This is a genomic window from Alkalibacter rhizosphaerae, assembly GCF_017352215.1.
GTDB lineage: Bacteria > Bacillota > Clostridia > Eubacteriales > Alkalibacteraceae > Alkalibacter > Alkalibacter rhizosphaerae.
Window position 1 is genome coordinate 86,700 of record NZ_CP071444.1, and the last position, 21,006, is coordinate 107,705.

General features: G+C 44.8%; 22 protein-coding genes and 1 riboswitch. Of the genes, 19 read left to right on the forward strand and 3 right to left on the reverse strand.

Going from position 1 to position 21,006, the window contains the following annotated elements; all coding sequences use genetic code 11:
• Nucleotides 1-19: 19 nt before the first annotated feature.
• Nucleotides 20-439, reverse strand: a complete 420-nt coding sequence (locus tag J0B03_RS00420) for an NIL domain-containing protein (protein ID WP_207299935.1) — start codon at nucleotides 437-439, stop codon at nucleotides 20-22.
• Nucleotides 439-1,608 (reverse strand): homocysteine biosynthesis protein, encoded by a 1,170-nt coding sequence (locus tag J0B03_RS00425; RefSeq protein WP_207299936.1) that lies wholly within the window; start codon nucleotides 1,606-1,608, stop codon nucleotides 439-441. The genes J0B03_RS00420 and J0B03_RS00425 overlap by 1 nt, the downstream gene beginning before the upstream one ends.
• A gap of 82 nt (nucleotides 1,609-1,690) precedes the next feature.
• A riboswitch (SAM riboswitch) is annotated at nucleotides 1,691-1,789 on the reverse strand.
• A 273-nt stretch (nucleotides 1,790-2,062) separates the two neighbouring features.
• Here J0B03_RS00425 and J0B03_RS00430 point away from each other — a divergent pair.
• The 9 genes from J0B03_RS00430 (at nucleotide 2,063) to J0B03_RS00465 (ending at nucleotide 8,418) form a co-directional block, all read left to right on the forward strand.
• Nucleotides 2,063-3,184: a betaine/proline/choline family ABC transporter ATP-binding protein gene (locus J0B03_RS00430; RefSeq protein WP_207299937.1), complete on the forward strand. Its 1,122-nt coding sequence runs from the start codon at nucleotides 2,063-2,065 to the stop codon at nucleotides 3,182-3,184.
• Nucleotides 3,181-3,822, forward strand: a complete 642-nt coding sequence (locus J0B03_RS00435) for an ABC transporter permease (RefSeq protein ID WP_207299938.1) — start codon at nucleotides 3,181-3,183, stop codon at nucleotides 3,820-3,822. The genes J0B03_RS00430 and J0B03_RS00435 overlap by 4 nt, the downstream gene beginning before the upstream one ends.
• Before the next feature lie 2 nt (nucleotides 3,823-3,824).
• On the forward strand, nucleotides 3,825-4,424 hold the full coding sequence (locus J0B03_RS00440) for an ABC transporter permease (protein ID WP_207299939.1): 600 nt from the start codon (nucleotides 3,825-3,827) through the stop codon (nucleotides 4,422-4,424).
• Nucleotides 4,425-4,454: 30 nt separating this feature from the next.
• Complete coding sequence (locus J0B03_RS00445; RefSeq protein ID WP_207299940.1) at nucleotides 4,455-5,381, forward strand: glycine betaine ABC transporter substrate-binding protein; 927 nt, start codon at nucleotides 4,455-4,457, stop codon at nucleotides 5,379-5,381.
• A 56-nt stretch (nucleotides 5,382-5,437) separates the two neighbouring features.
• On the forward strand, nucleotides 5,438-6,412 hold the full coding sequence (locus J0B03_RS00450; protein ID WP_207299941.1) for an alpha/beta hydrolase fold domain-containing protein: 975 nt from the start codon (nucleotides 5,438-5,440) through the stop codon (nucleotides 6,410-6,412).
• A 94-nt stretch (nucleotides 6,413-6,506) separates the two neighbouring features.
• The gene (locus J0B03_RS12280; RefSeq protein ID WP_256436425.1) at nucleotides 6,507-6,638 is read left to right on the forward strand and encodes a hypothetical protein; all 132 of its coding nucleotides are present in this window, start codon (nucleotides 6,507-6,509) and stop codon (nucleotides 6,636-6,638) included.
• A 142-nt stretch (nucleotides 6,639-6,780) separates the two neighbouring features.
• Nucleotides 6,781-7,203 carry a GNAT family N-acetyltransferase gene (locus J0B03_RS00455; protein WP_207299942.1) on the forward strand — a complete coding sequence of 141 codons (423 nt, stop codon included), beginning with the start codon at nucleotides 6,781-6,783 and terminating at the stop codon, nucleotides 7,201-7,203.
• A 15-nt stretch (nucleotides 7,204-7,218) separates the two neighbouring features.
• Nucleotides 7,219-7,647: a flavodoxin domain-containing protein gene (locus J0B03_RS00460; protein ID WP_207299943.1), complete on the forward strand. Its 429-nt coding sequence runs from the start codon at nucleotides 7,219-7,221 to the stop codon at nucleotides 7,645-7,647.
• A 150-nt stretch (nucleotides 7,648-7,797) separates the two neighbouring features.
• Entirely contained in the window at nucleotides 7,798-8,418 is a 621-nt protein-coding gene (locus J0B03_RS00465) for a cobalamin B12-binding domain-containing protein (RefSeq protein WP_207299944.1), read from the forward strand.
• A 50-nt stretch (nucleotides 8,419-8,468) separates the two neighbouring features.
• Here the strand turns inward: J0B03_RS00465 and deoC are convergent, their stop codons facing one another.
• Complete coding sequence (gene deoC, locus J0B03_RS00470; protein WP_246798143.1) at nucleotides 8,469-9,128, reverse strand: deoxyribose-phosphate aldolase; 660 nt, start codon at nucleotides 9,126-9,128, stop codon at nucleotides 8,469-8,471.
• Nucleotides 9,129-9,294: 166 nt separating this feature from the next.
• On the opposite strand from deoC, the gene rpsO reads away from it, so the two are divergent.
• The 10 genes from rpsO to recA all read left to right on the forward strand — a co-directional run bounded on the left by rpsO (nucleotide 9,295) and on the right by recA (nucleotide 20,970).
• Nucleotides 9,295-9,564 carry a 30S ribosomal protein S15 gene (rpsO, locus tag J0B03_RS00475; protein ID WP_207299945.1) on the forward strand — a complete coding sequence of 90 codons (270 nt, stop codon included), beginning with the start codon at nucleotides 9,295-9,297 and terminating at the stop codon, nucleotides 9,562-9,564.
• A 92-nt stretch (nucleotides 9,565-9,656) separates the two neighbouring features.
• Nucleotides 9,657-11,762 carry a polyribonucleotide nucleotidyltransferase gene (locus J0B03_RS00480; protein ID WP_207299946.1) on the forward strand — a complete coding sequence of 702 codons (2,106 nt, stop codon included), beginning with the start codon at nucleotides 9,657-9,659 and terminating at the stop codon, nucleotides 11,760-11,762.
• 131 nt (nucleotides 11,763-11,893) lie between these two features.
• On the forward strand, nucleotides 11,894-12,337 hold the full coding sequence (gene dut, locus J0B03_RS00485) for a dUTP diphosphatase (RefSeq protein ID WP_246798144.1): 444 nt from the start codon (nucleotides 11,894-11,896) through the stop codon (nucleotides 12,335-12,337).
• Nucleotides 12,338-12,349: 12 nt separating this feature from the next.
• Complete coding sequence (locus J0B03_RS00490) at nucleotides 12,350-13,531, forward strand: aspartate kinase (protein WP_207299947.1); 1,182 nt, start codon at nucleotides 12,350-12,352, stop codon at nucleotides 13,529-13,531.
• A 30-nt stretch (nucleotides 13,532-13,561) separates the two neighbouring features.
• Entirely contained in the window at nucleotides 13,562-14,398 is an 837-nt protein-coding gene (locus J0B03_RS00495) for an undecaprenyl-diphosphate phosphatase (RefSeq protein WP_207299948.1), read from the forward strand.
• A 54-nt stretch (nucleotides 14,399-14,452) separates the two neighbouring features.
• The gene (locus tag J0B03_RS00500; protein WP_207299949.1) at nucleotides 14,453-16,741 is read left to right on the forward strand and encodes an FtsK/SpoIIIE family DNA translocase; all 2,289 of its coding nucleotides are present in this window, start codon (nucleotides 14,453-14,455) and stop codon (nucleotides 16,739-16,741) included.
• A 12-nt stretch (nucleotides 16,742-16,753) separates the two neighbouring features.
• On the forward strand, nucleotides 16,754-18,094 hold the full coding sequence (rimO, locus tag J0B03_RS00505) for a 30S ribosomal protein S12 methylthiotransferase RimO (protein ID WP_207299950.1): 1,341 nt from the start codon (nucleotides 16,754-16,756) through the stop codon (nucleotides 18,092-18,094).
• On the forward strand, nucleotides 18,078-18,620 hold the full coding sequence (gene pgsA / locus J0B03_RS00510) for a CDP-diacylglycerol--glycerol-3-phosphate 3-phosphatidyltransferase (protein ID WP_207299951.1): 543 nt from the start codon (nucleotides 18,078-18,080) through the stop codon (nucleotides 18,618-18,620). The genes rimO and pgsA overlap by 17 nt, the downstream gene beginning before the upstream one ends.
• Nucleotides 18,621-18,629: 9 nt before the next feature.
• A complete protein-coding gene (locus tag J0B03_RS00515) occupies nucleotides 18,630-19,865 on the forward strand; it encodes a competence/damage-inducible protein A (protein WP_207299952.1) in 1,236 nt (411 codons plus the stop codon).
• An 85-nt stretch (nucleotides 19,866-19,950) separates the two neighbouring features.
• A complete protein-coding gene (recA, locus tag J0B03_RS00520; RefSeq protein WP_207299953.1) occupies nucleotides 19,951-20,970 on the forward strand; it encodes a recombinase RecA in 1,020 nt (339 codons plus the stop codon).
• The last annotated feature ends 36 nt before the right edge of the window (nucleotides 20,971-21,006 follow it).

A 21,006-nucleotide genomic window follows, 5' to 3' on the forward strand; every position in this document is an offset into this window, starting at 1 on the left:
GGCGCCACAAGTTCACGATTTAAAGAACCGGTTCCGGTACCAATCCGGAAATGGCTCGGGATGGACAAACCGGGATACAGTGGTTGCAGCCAACACATTTATCCGCATCGTAAGACAACTTCCAATCCGGGCTTCCGATGGCCAAGGCCTTGACCCCGCAGACAGAAGTACAAAGGCCGCAGTCCGTGCAGCGATTTTCATCAATGGTGATGACGGTTGCGATCAGTTCCGCATCCAGTCCCAAATTTTTCAGATAGGTTATTGCTTCTGCGATGGCCTGTGCAGACCCTTCCACGTCATAGAGTATGGTACCGATCATGTTGAAGTCGATGTTGGCTTTTAAAATGTTTACTTTTAAATCGAAGTGTTTGATCAATTCATACGTCACCGGTGTATCGGTCAATTTCGTGGGAAAATGCATATATAGTTTTGTTTTCATTATTCCAACACCTCCGAATTGGCCATTGGCTTGACTTTCTGCCCCTGTGCAAAAAACGTGATCGGTTCCTGCAAAAAGAATTCACCGTTTTGGATTTTTTGTTTTAAGATTTCTGCGATCTCTCTGGATTTTCGCATGCTTGTAGTTGGTGAAGTCTTGACCCTTTTGCCGTTGATTTCGATCTGTCCACTTTGAAGTTCTTCATAGTTTACCTTGCGTACCACTGGTTTTGATCGGCTCGGAACAGAGTAGTCGATCAAATTCGTTTCGATGTCTTTGTTTCGGACAGCACAAAAACGTAGCATGTCCCGGTTTAGAATGGGGATGGGGATGCCAATGCCAACATTCAGGGAAGTACCATATGCCTTAAAAACCGCCGGGGTGATGTATTGACCGTCCATTTGCTTCAAGTCGCCGATGATCGCCAGTGTGGCTCCAGTGCCGATGGGTGTGCTGTTTTCGTTTCGAACCGGCGCCGTGTTGAATTGGGTACCATTCCAGGCCACATATCCGACGGCTCCACCAACGAGCAACCTGGTCCCGACGCCAATGGTCCTTAATTCCGGATCATTGAGAAGTGGGCTCAAGGCACCCGATGTAGCATAGGTGACGTTGCCGTAATTCGGCAACAGGGTACCCATATAAGTGTAAACGGCTTTTGTGGATCCGTTGGTTGCTGCTGCATAATTCTGGTAGGCATTTCTTGGATTGAACAAATAGGCTTCATTCAAATCATCCAAGGTCATTTTTGCTTGAACCTTTTTGGCCGGATAACAGTCCGTGCCTTTACTGGTAGCTTCCAGGTAGACTTCCTTCCCATTGATTAGATCACAAATGACATGAGCACCGCCATATTCCAAACCCCGATCCTTTGATTCCGCCGTGGCTCCGATGTAGGTATCCACCGCAGCCAGACCGCCATAGGCTTCTACGTTGTTGAGGGTAAGCTTTTCCAATCGTATGGGTGGATCTGAATGTCCAAAATTCAGAAATGCACCCGACGAGCACATGGGTCCGAATGTCGCAGTCGTTACTACGTCCACCGTTTCAAATACAGCTTCTTCGCCATCCCGATCGATCAGATCCAGGATCTCTTCCGCCGAACAGACAACAACGGAGCCATCCTTGATTTTTTCGTTGATCTCTTCAAATGTTCTTTTCTCTCTCAAAATAGTCCTCCTTTTCTTAAACGACAAATGACTTGGAATATGAAAAAAGTTCTGCCGAAGCAGAACATACGTAGTCACGCATTCCTCATCTTTCGGTCAAACCGCTGGATTTGGCACCACGCCTCTTGGGCAGGTTGCCGGACTTCAATGGGCCAGTTCCCTCCGTCTCTCTGGATAAGTGTCATCGATTTCGACGACGCATATTTAATTGAATTAATTATAGTAATCTGGAAGTGAGTTGTCAAGAAAGTTTGGAAAAAACATGTCAGGATCTGAATTTTGTGATTCCTTATCATCGATGATCCAGACCACAAAGTGTTTATCGAATAAAAAATTAAATTGTAAATTGCCAAATATTTCTTATTAATGGGTGTGAATTTGCGTTTAAAAGACCCAAAATGGTATACTAATAAAATATAAGTTTATAATCATTATAAAGACTGGAGGAGATAGAATGATCGTATATAAAGATGTAAAGAAAAAGTACAATGACGTCACCGTAGTCGACGATCTGAACTTGACGATCAATGATGGGGAATTTGTCGTATTGATTGGTCCTTCCGGGTGTGGGAAAACCACCAGTTTGAAGATGGTCAATCGTTTGATCGAAATGAACGGTGGTGCCATTTTCATCGATGATCAGAATATCAATGACATGGACGCAGTAGAATTACGAAGAAAGATCGGATACGTGATCCAGCAGATCGGATTGTTTCCAAACATGACCATTGAAGAAAACATTACCGTTGTTCCTAAGCTGCTTAAATGGAGCAAGGAAAAAAGACATAAAAGAGCCGTTGAATTGCTCAACATGGTTGGTATGCCTTATGAGGAAAATGGACACAAATATCCCAATGAATTGAGTGGTGGGCAACAACAGCGGATCGGTGTTCTTCGAGCATTGGCGGCGGAACCACCTATAATACTCATGGATGAACCTTTTGGCGCATTGGATCCCATTACAAGGGATAACCTTCAGGATGAATTGAAAACACTTCAAAAAAAATTGAAGAAAACTATTGTTTTCGTTACCCATGATATGGATGAAGCCGTCAAGATGGCAGATAAAATAGTCTTCATGTACGATGGAAAGATCCTTCAAGTAGCAAGTCCCGAAGAAATGTTGAAAAATCCTGCAGACCCGGTGATCAAAAACTTCCTGGGCAAGTTGTCCTATACTACTTCGGGCGAAGATTTGACTTGTGAAGACGTCATGAGAAAGAAGGTCCTAACAGTTCCCCATACGAAAAAAACGTTGGAATCCATCAACTTGATGAAACACAGCCAACTGAATTCCGTTATCGTTGTCGATGACGATGACAAGTTTATGGGAGTAGCAGGAATCAAGGAAATCATGAAGGTTGGCAAGCCGGGTGAATCTATCGAAAAAGTGACAGAAAAAAATCTGAAAACCGTCTTGATCAACACCAACGCAAAAGAAGCATTTGATTATTTGATGGAATCGGACAAGGATTTTGTCGTAGTTCTGAATCGAGATAAAACAGTCGCTGGCATCATCACGGAAAGCAGCATGACCAATGCACTGGCCAGTGTGGTCTGGGGTGATGAAGAATGACAGTAATAACTGGTTTTTTTGAACGATATGGAGAAATGCTGATTCGAGCGATTTTCGTCCATATACAATACGTTATCGTTTCAGTGATGATCGGTTTTGTCATTGCCATGGTATTGGGAATTTTGTTGTCAAGAGTACCAGGGATCTCCAACTATGCAATCCCCGCCCTTGGAATTCTACAAACCATACCAGGGTTGGTGTTTATCGGTGTGTTATTCATTTATTTGGGTATTCGTCCATTGACCATCATCATTGCTTTATCCACTTATGCCGTTTTTCCGATTTTAAAGAATACTTATACCGGGATCGTGAATGTGGATCCTGCATTAAAGGAAGCGGCAAAGGGTTGTGGCATGAGCAATATACAAATATTGTTCAAGGTGGAGATCCCAATGGCCATGAGTGCCATATTTACGGGTCTTCGCATGTCGACGATCTATACGGTAAGTTGGGCCGTCTTGGCGGCAATGATCGGACTTGGTGGCTTGGGTGAGTTCATTTATCGAGGGATCGATACCAACAACAACGTCTTGATCGTCGGAGGGGCAATCCCTGCAGCGATTCTTGCGATCCTGCTTGGATTTGTTATCGATTTGGTGCAAAAGCTGGTCACTCCTCGCGGCTTGAAAGGAGAATAGACATGGATATGAAAGTAGTGTTGGAACATTTGTTTTTGGTCAGTGTAGCATTTGGGATCAACATTATTATTGGTTTGGTCCTGGGTGTTGCTGCATACATGGTGAAAATTTTAAGACCAGGGATATTGTGGATCGTAGACTTGTTGCAAACCATTCCGGTATTGGCGCTGCTGGGTATTATCATGTTGATTTTTGGAGCAAACAGTACAACGGTCATCATTGGGATCGTTTTGTATTCCTTGTTGCCCGTCGTTCGAAATACGTACGTTGGTTTAAGTGACATCGATCCCAGCATCAAAGAAGCAGCAAAAGGCATGGGCATGACCAGTCTTCAACGTCTGATCCAGGTAGAGTTACCTCTGTCTTTTCCAATCATTTTTACAGGATTGCGGATCGCATTGGTTACTTCCATAGGTATCGCAGTGTTTGGTGCTTTTGTAGGCGGCGGAGGACTTGGTGCAACCATCAACCGGGCGATTTTACTTCAAGACATGACGACTTTGGTTCAAGCTACTGGAACGTTGATGGTCATGGCCGTAGGCTTCGATCTTTTGATGGGGTCCATAGAAAAACGGTTAAAGAATCGGCATTCCGCCGGTTGATTTTATATAAGAAAGGGGAAATGAAAAGTAATGAAAAAAAAATCAGTACTGCTGCTTGTTGTTTTGTTGATCGTAACAATGATGGCAGGTTGCGGAGGCAACAACAACGGAGAGGAAGATGGAACAGATTTTGTGCTTGCAAAAGGACAATTTTCTGAAGTCAACATAATTATGGAAATGACGGGGATCCTGTTGGAGCAAAATACGGATCTGAATGTGGTTTTCAAGGATACCATGGCAACAGTCATAGCAGCCAACGCTTTGGAGGCTGGAGAAATTGACATGTTTATGGGATATGATGGCACCCTTTTGACCACTGTAAGTGGTGGAGATCCCAGTGACGTACCAGCTGGTACGGACCTGTTCGATTATGCAAAACAGGTGGGGGAAGAGACCCGTGGTTTGACATTGACGTCAAAATTCGGTTTTGAAAATACATACGCATTGGCCGTAAAAAGAAGCTATGCGGAAGAGAATGACATCAAAACGATCAGCGACTTGATCCCGTATACGGACGAATTGGTTTTTGGTGCTGAACATGAATTCTTTGATGAAGAAGGTTCCATGCGTTTCAATCCTTTTAATGAACATTATGGCGCCAATTGGAAAGACGGAGTTTCTATCGACCTTGGATTGAAATATTCGGCCATGGATAGTGGAAACATCGACGTAACGATGGTATATTCCACGGATGGCTTGATTTTGAAGTCTGATTTGGTCATTTTGGAAGATGACAAAGATTTCTTTCCACAATACTTTGGTTCCCACATGGTTCGTGACACGGTCTATGAAGAATTTGGAGAAGTTGCACCGAATTTAGAAGAAGTTCTGTTTATGCTGGAAGGACAAATCAGCAACGAAGAAATGATCGAGATGAATTACAAGGCGGATGTGGATGGGGAAGAGCCCTATGATATCGCGTTGGAATTCCTACAATCCAAAGACTTGGCAGATTAAGAATAATGAGAAAAAGAGCCCGCAAGGGCTCTTTTTCAATAAAGGAGTTAGTTTAAATGAACAAAATCGATTCTATAAAGCGTATGACACATGAAATGAAGGAAATCGTATTCCTTGAAGAAAAAACAATAAATGAATTACTGGAAAAAAGCAATGGAACTCTGGATGAAAAAGAACTTTATCGACAATCAAGGAAATATTGGAATGAAAATATCGAAACTACAGTTGAAACGATTGATGGAGTATTTGATGGTCCATATGGGGAAATCTCATATCGCTTGTTTTATCCGGAGGGAGCAAGAAACAGAAAAGACAATCCGGGCATCGTTTTTTTTCACGGTGGCGGTTTTGTTGTAGGTGACTTGGACACCCATCACGGAATTTCTGTTCACTTGGCGGAAGAAACTGGAGCTGTTATAGCATCTCTTGGTTATCATCTGGTTCCAGAATATGGTTATCCTGTGCCCTTGGAAGAAGGCTTGGCGTTTATATCATTTATACGGGAGAAGGGGTATGATTTACATATGGATCCCGAGTGCATTTCCCTTGCTGGTGATTCTGCAGGTGCACAAATTTCTTTGGGCGTTGCATTGATGATCCGAGATCAAAAGAAAGAAATGCCGATCCATTCTTTATTGTTGTTTTATGGTGTTTTTGGTTTGAGAGATTCCATGAGCCGCAGATTATTCGGAGGTTCTTGGGATGGTTTGTCCGAAGAAAACTTGGAAGATTATGAGAATAGGTATATTGGTGATGATCAAAAAGACGCTCCTTACGCAAAACTATTTGATTGGGATCTGACTTATGGCTTGCCCCCAACTTTTCTTGCTGCATGCGATTTGGATCCCTTGTTGGACGACAGTAAGCTATTGAACGCTATTATGAAAGAAAACAAAATGGATGTTCAGCTGGTGATCTATTCCGGTGTCATTCATGGTTTTTTACACTACGCGAAGCAATTAAAAGAAAGCAGAGAGGCAATTCTTGATAGTACAAATTTTTTCAAAAATAGATTGCCAAAGACGTATTGAGTTTTAGTGAAAGAACAAATTTGAAATGATTGCATATATCAAAAATATGTTATATTCTGTCTCTAAATAGCTTTATTTGAAAAGGAAGACTTTCATGGGGCACACCAGGAATGTTTACGAAACCGTTGTCGTCGGCGGTGGAATATCTGGTTTGACGGCAACTGCCTATCGTTTCAACAGACCAAGAATATTGAAGTATCAGCAAAAAAGATTGGATCGTTTTTAAAGCAATTTTATTGCAAGGAGGCCTCTATTGCGATAATATGAAAATGATAGTGTAAAGGAACCATACACGTGAAAACAAGTTTGTGAAAGAGATTGACAACGTATGTAATATTTAACAGAAAGATGAAAACAGGAGGCGAATGATGCATATAAAAATCATCTACAATACAGAAGAAGTGGATTGGAACGCAGTCAGTTACTTGCTGACGGTAACGGATATCGGTAGTCCGGATGCAGATAGCTGTGAAAAGGCGTTTGGTGGTAGTTGGGCAAAGGTGTTTGCCTATCACGATGATATTCTTGTAGGTTGTGCCAGGGCCATTTCGGATGGAGTCAAGGAGGCTGCCGTTTATGATGTAGCAGTCCTGCCTCCTTATCAGGGTCATGGCATCGGCAAAAGAATGATGGAAGTATTGATGGACTTGTTGAAAGGACAAAGTATTTTGTTGTTTGCAAATATTGGAAAAGAAGTTTTTTATCGAAAGTTGGGTTTCAGTGGAATGAAAACCGGCATGGCAAAATTCGTCCATGAGGAACGAATGCGGGAAAAGGGATTTATTGATTAAGAAAGGGAGGGACCAATGAAAACAGCAGTGATCTATTACTCCAGAACAGGCCATTCCAAACGGATCGCTCAAGCAATAGGGGAGAGTCTGGGAGTGGAACCAATGAACATCAAACAGAAACCAAAACTGTCGGACGTGGACTTATTGTTCGTTGTAGGAGGCATTTACGGAGGGAAATCTTCACCGGATCTGCAATCCTACATGATCAATGTGAAAAATGATCAGGTAAACAAAGCGGCACTGGTAACTTCCTGCATGAGCAAAAATACGAAGCAGAACGAGATCCGTATCGTTATGAAGCTCAATGGTATCGATGTGGCGGAGGAAGAATTTATTTGTCAGGGCAATTTTTTATTCTTTGGGAAAGGTCATCCCAGTGATGAGGACGTGAACAATGCCGTCGCTTTTGCCAATCGGATGCTGGCAAAACAATCCATGTCGTGACCCGTGTTTTCTAAATGAAACAACTTTTAAAAAAAACATAATTTTGCAAATTAAAAAAAGTAGACGAATTTATTGAATCAATTATAAATTGATGATACAATGTATATACATATACAGCAAAACAAATGTTAATTCAAGGAGGAACAGTACATGTCAAAAATTCAAGAAGTTCAAGAAATGGTAGCAAAGGGTAAAACCAAAGTAGTAGCAGGATTGGTCCAGGAAGCATTGGACGGGGGCGCACAACCGAAAGAAATTTTGGATGCCATGATCGAGTCCATGGGAATCGTTGGAGACAAATTCTCCGCCGGCGAGATCTTCGTACCGGAAATGCTGATTTCTGCAAAAGCCATGAGCAAGGGTGTAGACGTGCTCAAGCCGTTGTTGGCCGGAGACGCTTCCACATCGTTGGGAACCTGCGTTATCGGAACGGTAGCCGGAGACCTTCACGATATCGGCAAAAACCTGGTAAGCATGATGCTGGAGAGCGCCGGATTCACCATGATCGACCTTGGCGTAGACGTACCTGCTGCAAAATTTGTTGAAGTTGCAAAAGAAAACAACGCCGTCATCGTTGCCGCTTCCGGATTGTTGACCACCACCATGCCTGCACTGAAAGAAACTTCTTTGGCGCTGAAAGATGCCGGATTCACCGTGATCGTTGGTGGAGCACCTGTTACCCAAGCTTATGCAACAGAGATCAAGGCAGACGGATATGCTCCGGACGCTGGTAGTGCCGTAACCAAAGCAAAAGAATTGGTAAAAAAGTAAATATGAATTAAAAAAGAACCGGATCCTTTCAAGGAGACCGGTTCTTTTTTCTACTTTCTCAACTCTTTTAAAATGGCTTCTAGGCTACTGGTACCCAGTCGACTGCATCCTGCATCCAAAAAATCGACTGCAGTCTGCAGATCCCGTATTCCGCCGGCAGCTTTGATTTTCATTTTTTCACTGACCGAGGCTTTCATGATTCGTACATTTTCCAAAGTTGCGCCTTCATGAGCCAAGCCAGTACTGGTTTTTACAAAGGCAGCTCCTGCCTCTTCAGAAATTTGACAGGCTCGGATGATTTCTTCCATATTTAAATATGCCGTTTCCAAAATAACTTTTACATCGACGCCGGCAGCTCGAACAACGGTGGATATGTCTTCTTTGACCAGATCGAAATTACCGGAGAGCAAAGCACCGTAATCCATGACCATGTCCACTTCCTGTGCACCATTCTTCACTACTTCTTCCGCTTCTCTTCCCTTGATCAAAGGGGAATGACAGCCTGTGGGAAATCCGACGACGGTCCCAAGGAGAGTGGTGGTGCCTTTGATGAGGGGTCGGATCAAGGATACCTTGTTGGCCTGAACACAAACGTTGATCACGTTGGATTCTACCGCATATGCGCAGGCGTCCAGAATTTGTTGATCGGTCCATTCCGGTTTTAAGATGGCAAAATCGATGGTGCGTACCAGTACTTCTTTTGATATCATAAAGACAGCTCCTTTCTTCGTTGTTTTCATTATACGTCAGGGAAATACCATTTGCAATTTAACATTGGTACTGGTATAATCCTTATGTTAGCAACCTTTATCACGGTACGCCGAATCTCCGACGGCCAACTGGGATATGGGGGATTGAAAATTAGGAGGAAAGAAAATGCCATTAGAAAAGCAAAAAAAAGCAGAAATCATTGAAAAATTCAAGAAAAGCGAGAATGATACCGGTTCTCCAGAAGTGCAGATCGCATTATTGACCCAACGGATCAACGAATTGACAGAGCATTTCAAAATACACAAAAAAGATCACCACTCTCGTCGTGGATTGCTCAAGATGGTTGGTCAACGAAGAGGTTTGTTGAATTATCTGAAGAAGAAGGACATCAACAAATACAGAGAGATCCTAGAACAATTGAATCTTCGAAAATAATAATGTACGGGCGGAGCAATCCGTCCTGTATTATTATAAGGCCGTTTTGGCTGCTGAAGAAGTGAAAAAGTATCATATGAAGGAGGTAAACTATGCTTAAAACATTTACCATGGAACTAGGCGGTAGGGAATTGAAAGCAGAGATCGGAGAAATGGCGGAACTGGCCAACGGATCCGTTTTTATGCGATATGGTCAAACCAATATTCTGGTGACCGCTTGTGCGTCCAAAGGACCGAGAGAAGGCATCGACTTTTTTCCGTTGAGTTGCGATTATGAGGAAAAAAGATATGCTGTCGGCAAAATACCGGGTGGATTCATTAAACGGGAAGGACGACCTTCAGAACGAGCCATATTGACTTGTCGTCTAATGGACCGACCACTTCGCCCACTGTTTCCAAAAGGTTTCCGCAATGATGTTCAGGTAGTGGCTACAGCCATGAGCATTTGCCAGGATCACGCGCCGGAAGTGGTGTCCATGATCGGTTCATCAATAGCACTATCCATCAGCAACATTCCCTTCCAAGGACCTACCGGTTCTGTGATCATCGGGTACGTAGACGGAGAATACGTAGTTAACCCTACAGCACAACAGCAAGAAGTCAGCGATCTGCACTTAACGGTTTCCGGAACAAAAGAAGCCATCATGATGGTAGAAGCCGGCAGCAATGAAGTCAGTGAAGAAGTAATGTTAAAAGGTATTTTGCGAGCACATGAAGAAATCAAGAAGATCGTTGCTTTCATCGAATCCATCGTAGACGAAGTCGGTGAAGAAAAAATGGATTATCCTGTTGCGAAACCAGTGGAAGAAGTAGAAGCAGAAGTTCGAGCATTCGCAACGGAAAAATTTGTGGAAGCGATCCAGACCGAAGAAAAATTGGAACGACAAGAAAAGATCGATCAAGTCAATGCACTGGTGCAAGAAACCTTTGCAGAAAAATATCCGGAAAATATAAAAGACATCAAGGATGTTTGTTATAACTTGTTGAAAGAACAAGTTCGACGAATGATCGTAGAAGAAGGAATTCGACCGGACAACCGAAAAACGGACGAAATTCGTCCTATTTGGTCGAAAGTCGGCTTGCTGGATCGAGTACACGGTTCCGGCATGTTTACCAGAGGCCAGACCCAAGTCGTGTCTGCATTGACATTGGGAGCCATGGGTGACGTTCAGATCATCGACGGTTTTACCGACGAGGAAGTAAGCAAACGTTACATGCATCACTATAATTTCCCGGCTTTCAGCGTAGGCGAGACCCGTCCCCTGCGAGGACCCGGTCGACGTGAGATCGGTCACGGAGCCTTGGCGGAACGAGCGTTGTTGCCCGTTATCCCATCGGAAGAAGATTTCCCTTACGCCATTCGAGTGGTCTCGGAAGTCATCAGTTCCAACGGATCCACATCCCAGGCCAGTGTCTGCGGAAGTTCTTTGGCCTTGATGGATGCAGGAGTGCCCATCCGATCTGCTGTTGCAGGTATTGCCATGGGATTGATCAAGGAAGGCGACAAAGTAGCTGTATTGTCCGATATCCAGGGAATGGAAGACTTCCTGGGAGACATGGACTTCAAAGTGGCTGGAACGAGAGAAGGAATCACAGCCATCCAAATGGACATCAAAATCGACGGCATCGATGAAGCCATCCTGAAAGATGCTTTGGAAAAAGCCCGTGTAGGAAGACTGTTTATCCTGGACAAAATGAATGAAGTGATCTCTGCTCCAAGAGAAGATCTCTCACCATACGCTCCGAGAATCATCTCCATGATGATCCATCCGGACAAGATCCGTGAAGTCATTGGATCCGGTGGAAAAGTCATCAACAAGATCATCAGCGATACCGGTGTCAAAATCGACATCGACGACGATGGAAGAGTTTTCATCGCATCTCCGGATCTGGAAGCGGCGGAAAGAGCAAAAGCCATCATTGAAGGCATAGTCAAAGAAGTGGAAGTAGGCGAAGTCATCACCGGCAAAGTCACCCGTTTGATGAACTTTGGCGCATTCGTCGATATTGGCGGAAGCAAGGAAGGAATGATCCACATTTCCAAACTGGCCCATGAGCGGGTGGAGAAGGTGGAAGACGTGGTCGCTGTCGGCGACGAAGTGACCGTAAAGGTCATGGAGATCGACAAGCAGGGTCGAATCAACCTGTCTCGAAAAGCTACTTTGCCCAGACCTGCAAATAAAGACAACGACAAGTGATCCAAAGCACGACAAATGGCATAAACCCTCGTGGTTTATGTTTTTTTGTTTACAAAATATTTATACGAATTGTTTGAAGTAACTACTTCTTTTCTATATAATTTAGTATGAGTTGAAGAGGAGGAAAGATATTGGAACATTGCAAGGTAAAAATCATGAATCGATCAAAAAATCCCCTTCCCAAGTATGCCACGGAGGGAGCGGCAGGTATGGACCTACATGCCGACATAGATTCGGAGATCCTACTGAAACCCATGGAAATCAAAATGATCCCCACCGGCATCCATATAGGGTTGCCGGTAGGTTACGAAGCTCAAATCCGGGCAAGAAGCGGTTTATCAAGCAAGTTTGGCATAACATTGATCAACGGGATCGGCACCATCGATTCCGATTATCGTGGCGAGATCAAAGTCCCTTTGATCAACCTGGGATCTGAAACATACGTTTTTCAACCTGGAGAACGAATTTGCCAAATGGTGGTCAAAAAATACATTACAGCCACACTTGACCTGGTAGACATTTTGGACGATACGGATCGGGGCCAAGGTGGATTTGGCCACTCCGGAAAAAAGTGACAGGAGGACAGGATGAAAATCATCGTACAAAAATATGGAGGAACTTCGGTCAACAGTCCGGAACTTCGGGATATCATCGTTGAAAACCTTCAAATCGCCAAATACAAGGGATTTCACAGCGTTTTAGTAGTATCTGCCATGGGAAGGGATGGAGAACCCTACTCTACAGACTCTCTTTTTAAACTGATGCCTTTTCGAAACCCGGGAGATCGGGAAACCGACCTGTGCCTGTCTTGTGGAGAAGTCATCAGCGCGTCGGTATTGGCGGCTCACCTGAAATATAAAGGATTCAAGGCAATGGCCTTGAACGGTGCCCAAGCGGGTATTTTGACGGATGATCACTTCGGAAAAAGCACCATACTATCCATCGACACAACACGGATCCTGCAGTTGCTGAAGGAAGGGATCACTCCCGTAGTAACAGGATTTCAAGGCGTTACAGCCAATGGAGACATGACCACATTGGGTCGTGGAGGCAGCGATATTACCGCGGTGGCCTTGGGCGGAGCCCTGGAAGCCGATGAGATAGAGATCTTTACGGATGTGGACGGTGTCATGAGTGCAGACCCCAAAGTGGTATCAACGGCTTTGCTCATTGAATCCATTGATTATGGAGAGGTATTTCAGTTGGCGGAATACGGTGGCAAGGTCATCCATCCAAGAGCCGTAGAGTATGCAAGGGATCATAATTTATCCTTGAAAGTGCTCAATACAAGAAAATATAAAGACAATATCGGTACCATCATCAGTGGCATGTTGCCCGAATCGTCCGATCTGATTACGGCCATCGCCCATGAACATGGGAAGATCCAAGTGGAAGTAGCCCTCCATGGAGAATCTGCAGATATTTTGGATCACATCGCAAAGCGTCATATCAGCATCGACATGATCAACATTTTTGTAGACCGAGGTTTGTTCATCATAAATGAAGAGGACCAGGAAGCCCTTATTTCCGTATTGGACGGCTTGGGGATCCAGGCGAAGATCACGCAAAAATGTACGAAAGTTACATTGATCGGCAGTAAGATCAAGGGCGTACCAGGTATTATGGCAACTGCCATGGGAGCGTTGATCGGCTGCGTGGACGTACTCCAAACATCCGATTCTCATATGACCATTTCCTTGTTGGTGCGTTCCGATCAAGCGGAACAAGCCATTGTTTTACTGCATCATCGCTTCAAGGGGAATCGGTGATGGATCACATTAGAAAAATTGGAGGCACACATGAACATTATTGACGCAATATTTTTAGGAATATTACAAGGATTAACTGAATTTTTACCTGTAAGCAGTTCAGGACATCTGGTTATAGCACAGCATTTTATGGGTATAAACGAAGGGAACTTGGCCTTGAACGTCCTCTTGCATCTGGGAACACTGGTGGCCATCGTGATCGTTTACTTTAAATCAGTGACCAGTATGATCATCGAGTTCTTTGCCATGATGGGTGACCTGTTCCGGGAACGAAGTTTGAGCATTTACAAAAGCAAATACAGAAAATACATTATGTTGATCGTCATGGCAAGCATTCCAACGGCCATTATTGGCTTGCTGTTCGATGATGTGTTCGAAGAGTTGTTTTCTTCCATTCAAGTAGTCGCATTCACCTTGATACTAACGGGTATCCTGCTGGTACTGGGAGAAAAACTTGGGAAAAAGAACCAGCTTCCCATCGAAAGACTGACATTGAAACAAGGTATTTTAGTAGGATTGTTCCAATCGCTGGCCATTACACCAGGGATTTCCAGATCCGGTTCCACCATTGTCGGCGGTCTTTTCAACGGCTTGAAAAAGGAAGAAGCAACAGAGTTTTCTTTTTTGATCTCCATACCGGCAGTTTTGGGTGCTGTAGTATTCAAAGGAAAGGATATTCTTTCTTTGGATGCATTGGGAATGGAAGGGACCACTTTGGGAGCATCTTTTTTGGCGGCGGTAATTTTTGGTGTACTGGCCATAAAGCTACTGGTCAAACTGGTAAGAAACGGGAAACTGCATTACTTTTCCTACTACTGTTGGGCCATGTCCGCAATTTTATTGATCAACGTTTATGTACTGGCATAACAAATTTTCAGTCCTCATCAACGGACCCGCCCAGGACAGACAAGGAGGTACTGCATGGCAACCAGAAAAACTACAAAGAAAAAAAGCAAAGCTCCCAGCACATCAAAAGCACTGATCATACGGGACGTGATCGCCCTTTCCATTATTTTCTTTGGTATCTACATGATCTACTTTCTATCCTCTGAAAATGCAGGAACGGTAGGCAACGGATTGCGAACCATCGTCTCTTTTTTGTTTGGACGCGGATCTTATTATTTGTCTTCCGTACTCATATTAAGTGGATTCATGGTTGTCTTTGGAAAAGTGGAATCTCCCAAAAAGCGTTTATTGATCGCCGGGATTTTACTCATGGTATTTTTGGTCATGCTTTTTGCACTCTTGGATGAACAGGTGGCAGAAAAAATCTTTTCCAGAGAGTTGTTTGCCTTTACCTTCACACCAAGTATGGGTGGAGGATTGTTGGGCACTTTTTTTGCTACATTGAGCATTCGACTATTCTCCCTGACCGGAACCATTATTTTGTTGGTATTGATGGCGTTGATCGTTCTGGTATTGATCACCAGCAAATCCATTCAAGAATATCTGGAGGGCGGAAAAAGCAGAGTCAAGCAGGATACGAAGCGCATCGGGGAAGCCATGCGAACTGCAAAACCTCCATTTGCCGATAAATCAACTGGAAAAACCAGCAGACAGGAAGTCAAGCAACTGGATACGGACGACATCAAGATCCTGGACTATGCAGAGATCCGACCACAAATCAAAAAAACGGACCAGGAACAACAAATAAAAGAAACCGATGCAAAGAAACCGGTGGACGCGACGGATAAGAAGCCGATCAAAATGAAACCGGAAGAACTGGAAAAGGAAAAGGAAGCCGTTGAACATCTTATTGAGGAACGAAAAGCATTGGAAAAACCCTATCAGTTTCCTTCGCTGCAATTATTGGATGACTTGAAACGAACCGGCGGCCAGCGAAATCGATCTGAAGTTATGGCCAGGGCCAGACTTTTGGAAAAAACTTTGTCCGACTTTGGCGTTATGGCAAAAGTTTCGGAAGTATCTGTCGGTCCTACCGTCACCCGTTATGAGCTGCAGCCGGAGCCAGGTGTAAAAGTAAGCAAGATCGTCAATCTTTCCAATGACCTTGCATTGAGTTTGGCCACTTCCGATGTTCGGATCGAAGCACCGATCCCGGGCAAAGCCGCCATCGGTATCGAAGTTCCCAACAAGGAAACGGATCTTGTCCATATGAGAGAAATTGTGGAAAGCCCTGTTTTCCGAAACCATAAAAGTAAGATATCGTTTGCCCTGGGCAAAAAACTGTCCGGCAGTGTGGTTATGGCAGACATTGCGAAAATGCCTCACATGTTGATCGCAGGAGCGACCGGTTCCGGAAAAAGCGTGTGCATCAACAGCATCTTGATCAGTATTCTGTACAAAGCCACTCCGGAAGAAGTAAAGTTGATTCTGATCGACCCGAAAATGGTGGAACTCAACAACTATAACGGAATACCTCATTTGCTCATTCCCGTGGTAACGGATCCCAAACATGCGGCCGGCGCCCTAAACTGGGGTATCAAGGAAATGACAAAGCGCTATCAGGCATTTAAGGATGCTGGCGTTCGAGACATCACACGCTTCAATGAATTGGCAAAAGAGAAGGGGGAAGAGGCAATGCCCCGCATCGTCATCATCATTGATGAATTGGCGGATTTGATGATGGTTTCTCCCAGAGAGGTGGAAAATGCCATCTGTCGTTTGGCCCAATTGGCCAGGGCGGCAGGGATCCATCTTGTTCTGGCGACCCAACGACCTTCTGTGGATGTCATCACCGGCTTGATCAAGGCGAATATTCCAAGTAGGATTTCTTTTGCAGTTTCATCCATGATGGATTCCAGGACCATATTGGATATGGGTGGCGCAGAAAAACTCCTGGGCAGGGGAGACATGTTGTACTATCCTTCCGGTGAGCCCAAACCAGTTCGGATCCAGGGAACATTTATCAGCGACAAGGAAGTGGAACGGGTGGTGGAATTTGTGAAGAAGGATGGCCAACCCGATTATAGTGAAACGATCATCGAAGAAATAAAAGAAAACAAGAACCCCATAGACGATGATTTTGACGATGACATGCTGCCAAAAGCCATTGAGATCGCCATGGAAAATGGGACCATATCCACTTCACAGGTCCAAAGAAAGCTTCGGTTGGGCTACTCACGCGCCGGCAGGATCATCGATGAAATGGAAGAGAGGGGCATCATATCCGGACCGGATGGAAGCAAACCTCGAAAAGTGTTGGTCCAGCGGCATGAATTGGCGGACTCGGATGATACGGAAGAATAGAAAGGTGATCAAATGACAAAGAAAATCGCCATGGTGTCCCTTGGTTGTTCAAAAAACCAAGTCGATGCGGAAATAATGGCAGGACTTTTGGAAGACAAGGCGTATAAGATAATAGAGGATTGTGAAGACGCCGACTATATCGTGGTAAATACTTGCGGATTTATCGAAGCAGCAAAGGAAGAATCCATTGACACCATTTTGGATATGGCGGAGTTTAAAAAATTTGGAAAGGCAAAAGGTTTGATCGCAACCGGTTGCTTAAGCGAGCGATATCACGAAGAATTGATGGAAAGCATTCCAGAGCTGGACGGCATCATCGGTACGGGCAACTATGCAAAGATCGTGGAAACCATTGAAACTCTGGAAAAAACAGGAGAAAAAGTGGTCCTTTACGGCGGGATCGACAGCCCATTTGATGAGACTTTGCCCCGACAGTTGCCACAAGGAACGGCCATTGCCTATGTGAAGATCGCCGAAGGCTGTGACAATCATTGTACTTACTGCATCATACCCAAATTGAGAGGCAAATACCGCAGTCGAAAACCGGAGAATATTTTGAAAGAGATCCGACATTTGGGTGATCTTGGGGTGGAAGAGATCGTGCTGATCGCCCAGGACACCACCATGTATGGTTGTGATCTGGAAGGAAATTGGAATCTGTCCAAACTTTTGAAAGAAGTCGACAAGATCGACCAGGTAAGCTGGATCCGTCTCATGTATGCATATCCGGAAAACATCGATCATGATTTGATTGAGACGTTGAAACACGCAAAACGGATCCTTCCGTACCTGGATATTCCCATTCAGCACACGGAAGACCGCATTTTGAAAAACATGGGACGACGTACCAGCAAGGCGCAGATCCTGGGTCTTTTTGAAACCCTTCGTCGAGAGATCCCGGATATGGTGATTCGAACGACATTGATCGCGGGTTTTCCCGGTGAAACGGAAGAGGAACACCAAGAGATGCTGAAAACCATCAAAGAACTGCAAGCCGACAAATTAGGTGTTTTTGACTATTCCAGAGAAGAAGGTACTCCTGCTGGAAGAATGAGAAACCAGATCGACGAGGAGACGAAAAAGGCCAGACAGGAAGCAGCCATGGACGTTCAGTTGGAGGTATCAATCCAGCGTATGGAAAAACATGTAGGGAAAACGATGAAAACACTGGTGGAGGAACACACGGAAGACGGATTTATTGGAAGAACCTGGATGGACGCACCGGAAATCGATGGGATCGTGGAAGTGTCTGCGATTCAACGCCCGCCTGTTGGAACCTTGGTGGATGTTCTCATAACGGAAGCGTTGGAATTTGATTTGATAGGAGTGTTAGACTATGAATTTGCCGAATAAACTCACTATTTTGCGGATCATTATGATTCCTTTTTTCATTTTCTTTTTTCTGTCGGATATGAAATATGGATCTATTATCGGTGGGATCATCTTTGTTATTGCCGCACTGACAGACATGCTGGATGGCCACATCGCACGAAAATACAAACTGATCACCACCTTCGGTAAATTCATGGATCCTTTGGCAGACAAGCTGTTGGTCTGCTCTGCTTTGATCTGCCTGGTGGAAACAGGCGATATCTCCTCATGGGTCGCCATCATCATCATTGCCAGAGAGTTTGCAGTGACAGGTCTGCGGGTCTTGGCCGCTTCCGACGGCATCGTCATCGCCGCCAGCTGGTGGGGCAAAATCAAAACCATCACCCAAATGGTTGCCATCGTCAGTTTGTTGTTCGGCAACTGGCCCTTTGAATCCATGGGCATACCCTTTGGTCAGGCCGCCATGTACCTGGCTGTGCTGTTTACGATCATTTCCGGGTACGACTACTTCCGTCTGAACAAACAAGTGTTCAGTGGGATGTCTTAGAGGTTTCCCATGAGAGGCGAAATCATCAATGTTGGTACGGAAATACTGATCGGAGACATTTTGAATTCCAATGCCCAATACATCAGCAGGGAATTGTCCCGGATCGGTATAAGCATCTACTATCACACGACCGTGGGAGATAATCCAACCCGATTGCAACAGGTATTGCAACAAGCAAAAGAAAGAAGCGATCTGGTGGTATTGACCGGTGGATTAGGTCCGACACAGGATGATCTGACCAAAGAATCCGTTGCCGAACTCTTTGGACTGGATATGATCCTTCACGAAGAAAGCAAAGTTAAGATCCAAGGTTTTTTTCAACGAATATCCGCAGAAATGACCCAAAACAACTTAAAGCAGGCGTATATGCCAGAGGGGGCCCGGATCATTCCAAACGACAATGGAACAGCACCCGGGATCCTGTTGGAGAAAGACAACAAGATCTTCATTCTCCTTCCTGGCCCGCCAAGGGAATTGATCCCCATGTTTCGAGATTTTTGCATCCCTTATTTACAAGACAAGAGCCCGATCAAATTTTATTCCCGATACTATAAAATCAGCGGATTGGGAGAATCGGCACTGGAGGACCGGCTGTTGGACATCATCGACGGACAGACCAACCCCACCATCGCCACCTATGCAAAACCGGGTGAGGTCATGCTGCGAATAACAGCCAATGGGAATACTTCGGAAGAAGCAACGAAATTGCTGGATGAGATGGATCATCAAGTCATGGACAGGATCGGCAGCTGGGTCTATGCCAAAGAAGATCTGTCCCTGCACGAAGTCGTAGCCAGCATGTTGATGGAGAAGGATTGCAGCATCAGTGTCGCCGAATCCTGCACGGGTGGCTTGATCGCAGCCAAGTTGACGGAGATCCCAGGCATTTCTTCGATTTTCCATAGTGGGATCGTTTGCTACAGCAACGCTTCAAAAAGCGATTACTTGGGTGTAAAAGAAGAAACTCTGGAGAAATACGGGGCGGTCAGTCGAGAATGCGCCATGGAGATGCTGGCAGGCTTATTGAAAAACAACAAGACAAAAATTGCCGTTGCCACTACCGGCATCGCCGGTCCAGGTGGGGGAAGCGAAGAAAAACCTGTTGGTCTGGTCTTTGTAGGCATTGCCTATAAAGGAAAAATGGAAGTCCATGAAGTAAGATTGCATGGGAACCGCCAGCAGATCCAGGAAAGAAGTGCCAACATGGCTTTCAATATGGTACGAAAAATGTTGGAGAATGATTGACGAAAGCCTTAAGATTCGATATAATAAAACAGAACAAATGTTCTATATGACTTGAAAGGATGTGAACCGAGGATCTCGGGCAAACATGATAGAAAAAGATAAGGCATTACAAATGGCACTGGCACAAATAGAAAAGCAATTTGGCAAAGGTTCCATCATGAAACTTGGCGAAGAGTCCGGCAGACAAAACATACCTGCCATCTCAACCACCTCCATAGGTTTGGATATCGCACTGGGTATTGGCGGAATCCCAAGAGGCCGTGTCGTGGAAGTGTATGGACCGGAATCTTCCGGTAAGACCACTGTGGCTTTGCATGTTATTGCGGAAGCACAAAGAAATGGCGGCAATGCGGCGTTTATCGATGCGGAACACGCGTTGGATCCCAATTATGCAAAAGCCCTGGGCGTCGACATTGAAAACCTCATCGTATCCCAGCCGGATACGGGAGAACAGGCTTTGGAGATCTGTGAAGCATTGGTCCGTAGTGGAGCCGTGGATATCGTTGTCATCGACTCTGTTGCAGCATTAGTGCCAAGAGCAGAGATCGAAGGAGAAATGGGTGACTCCCACGTCGGTCTGCAGGCAAGACTTATGAGTCAGGCACTTCGGAAATTGACAGGTTCCATCAACAAGTCTGGAACGACAGCATTGTTTATCAATCAACTCCGAGAAAAAGTCGGTGTCATGTTCGGAAGTCCTGAAACCACACCTGGAGGACGGGCATTAAAATTCTATTCCTCCGTCCGTTTGGACGTTCGACGGATCGAAACGTTGAAGCAGGGTCAGGAAATGATCGGTAACCGGACCAGAGTGAAAGTTGTAAAAAATAAAGTAGCTCCTCCGTTTAAAACTGCAGAGTTTGATATCATGTATGGCCAGGGGATCTCCAGGGAAGGGGATATTCTCGACGTAGGAAGCAGTGTGGACATCATCAACAAATCCGGCGCATGGTATTCCTACAATGATGAAAAAATCGGTCAAGGTAGAGAGAATGCCAAGCAATTTTTGAAAGAAAATCCGGAGACTTGCAAAGAAATCGAAAAGAAGATCCGAAGCCACTTCAATTTGGATCGAAAACCCCAAGAGGAAACCCCAGCAGAATAATGAATAGAAGGAGATCTTTGGCAGATCTCCTTTTTG

Coding starts and splice junctions, on each gene's coding strand:
- J0B03_RS00420 (WP_207299935.1), bottom strand. CDS start 439: ATGAAAACAAAACTATATATGCATTTTCCCACGAAATTGACCGATACA.
- J0B03_RS00430 (WP_207299937.1), top strand. CDS start 2,063: ATGATCGTATATAAAGATGTAAAGAAAAAGTACAATGACGTCACCGTA.
- J0B03_RS00435 (WP_207299938.1), top strand. CDS start 3,181: ATGACAGTAATAACTGGTTTTTTTGAACGATATGGAGAAATGCTGATT.
- J0B03_RS00440 (WP_207299939.1), top strand. CDS start 3,825: ATGGATATGAAAGTAGTGTTGGAACATTTGTTTTTGGTCAGTGTAGCA.
- J0B03_RS00445 (WP_207299940.1), top strand. CDS start 4,455: ATGAAAAAAAAATCAGTACTGCTGCTTGTTGTTTTGTTGATCGTAACA.
- J0B03_RS00450 (WP_207299941.1), top strand. CDS start 5,438: ATGAACAAAATCGATTCTATAAAGCGTATGACACATGAAATGAAGGAA.
- J0B03_RS12280 (WP_256436425.1), top strand. CDS start 6,507: ATGGGGCACACCAGGAATGTTTACGAAACCGTTGTCGTCGGCGGTGGA.
- J0B03_RS00455 (WP_207299942.1), top strand. CDS start 6,781: ATGCATATAAAAATCATCTACAATACAGAAGAAGTGGATTGGAACGCA.
- J0B03_RS00460 (WP_207299943.1), top strand. CDS start 7,219: ATGAAAACAGCAGTGATCTATTACTCCAGAACAGGCCATTCCAAACGG.
- J0B03_RS00465 (WP_207299944.1), top strand. CDS start 7,798: ATGTCAAAAATTCAAGAAGTTCAAGAAATGGTAGCAAAGGGTAAAACC.
- deoC (WP_246798143.1), bottom strand. CDS start 9,128: ATGATATCAAAAGAAGTACTGGTACGCACCATCGATTTTGCCATCTTA.
- rpsO (WP_207299945.1), top strand. CDS start 9,295: ATGCCATTAGAAAAGCAAAAAAAAGCAGAAATCATTGAAAAATTCAAG.
- J0B03_RS00480 (WP_207299946.1), top strand. CDS start 9,657: ATGCTTAAAACATTTACCATGGAACTAGGCGGTAGGGAATTGAAAGCA.
- J0B03_RS00490 (WP_207299947.1), top strand. CDS start 12,350: ATGAAAATCATCGTACAAAAATATGGAGGAACTTCGGTCAACAGTCCG.
- J0B03_RS00495 (WP_207299948.1), top strand. CDS start 13,562: ATGAACATTATTGACGCAATATTTTTAGGAATATTACAAGGATTAACT.
- J0B03_RS00500 (WP_207299949.1), top strand. CDS start 14,453: ATGGCAACCAGAAAAACTACAAAGAAAAAAAGCAAAGCTCCCAGCACA.
- rimO (WP_207299950.1), top strand. CDS start 16,754: ATGACAAAGAAAATCGCCATGGTGTCCCTTGGTTGTTCAAAAAACCAA.
- pgsA (WP_207299951.1), top strand. CDS start 18,078: ATGAATTTGCCGAATAAACTCACTATTTTGCGGATCATTATGATTCCT.
- J0B03_RS00515 (WP_207299952.1), top strand. CDS start 18,630: ATGAGAGGCGAAATCATCAATGTTGGTACGGAAATACTGATCGGAGAC.
- recA (WP_207299953.1), top strand. CDS start 19,951: ATGATAGAAAAAGATAAGGCATTACAAATGGCACTGGCACAAATAGAA.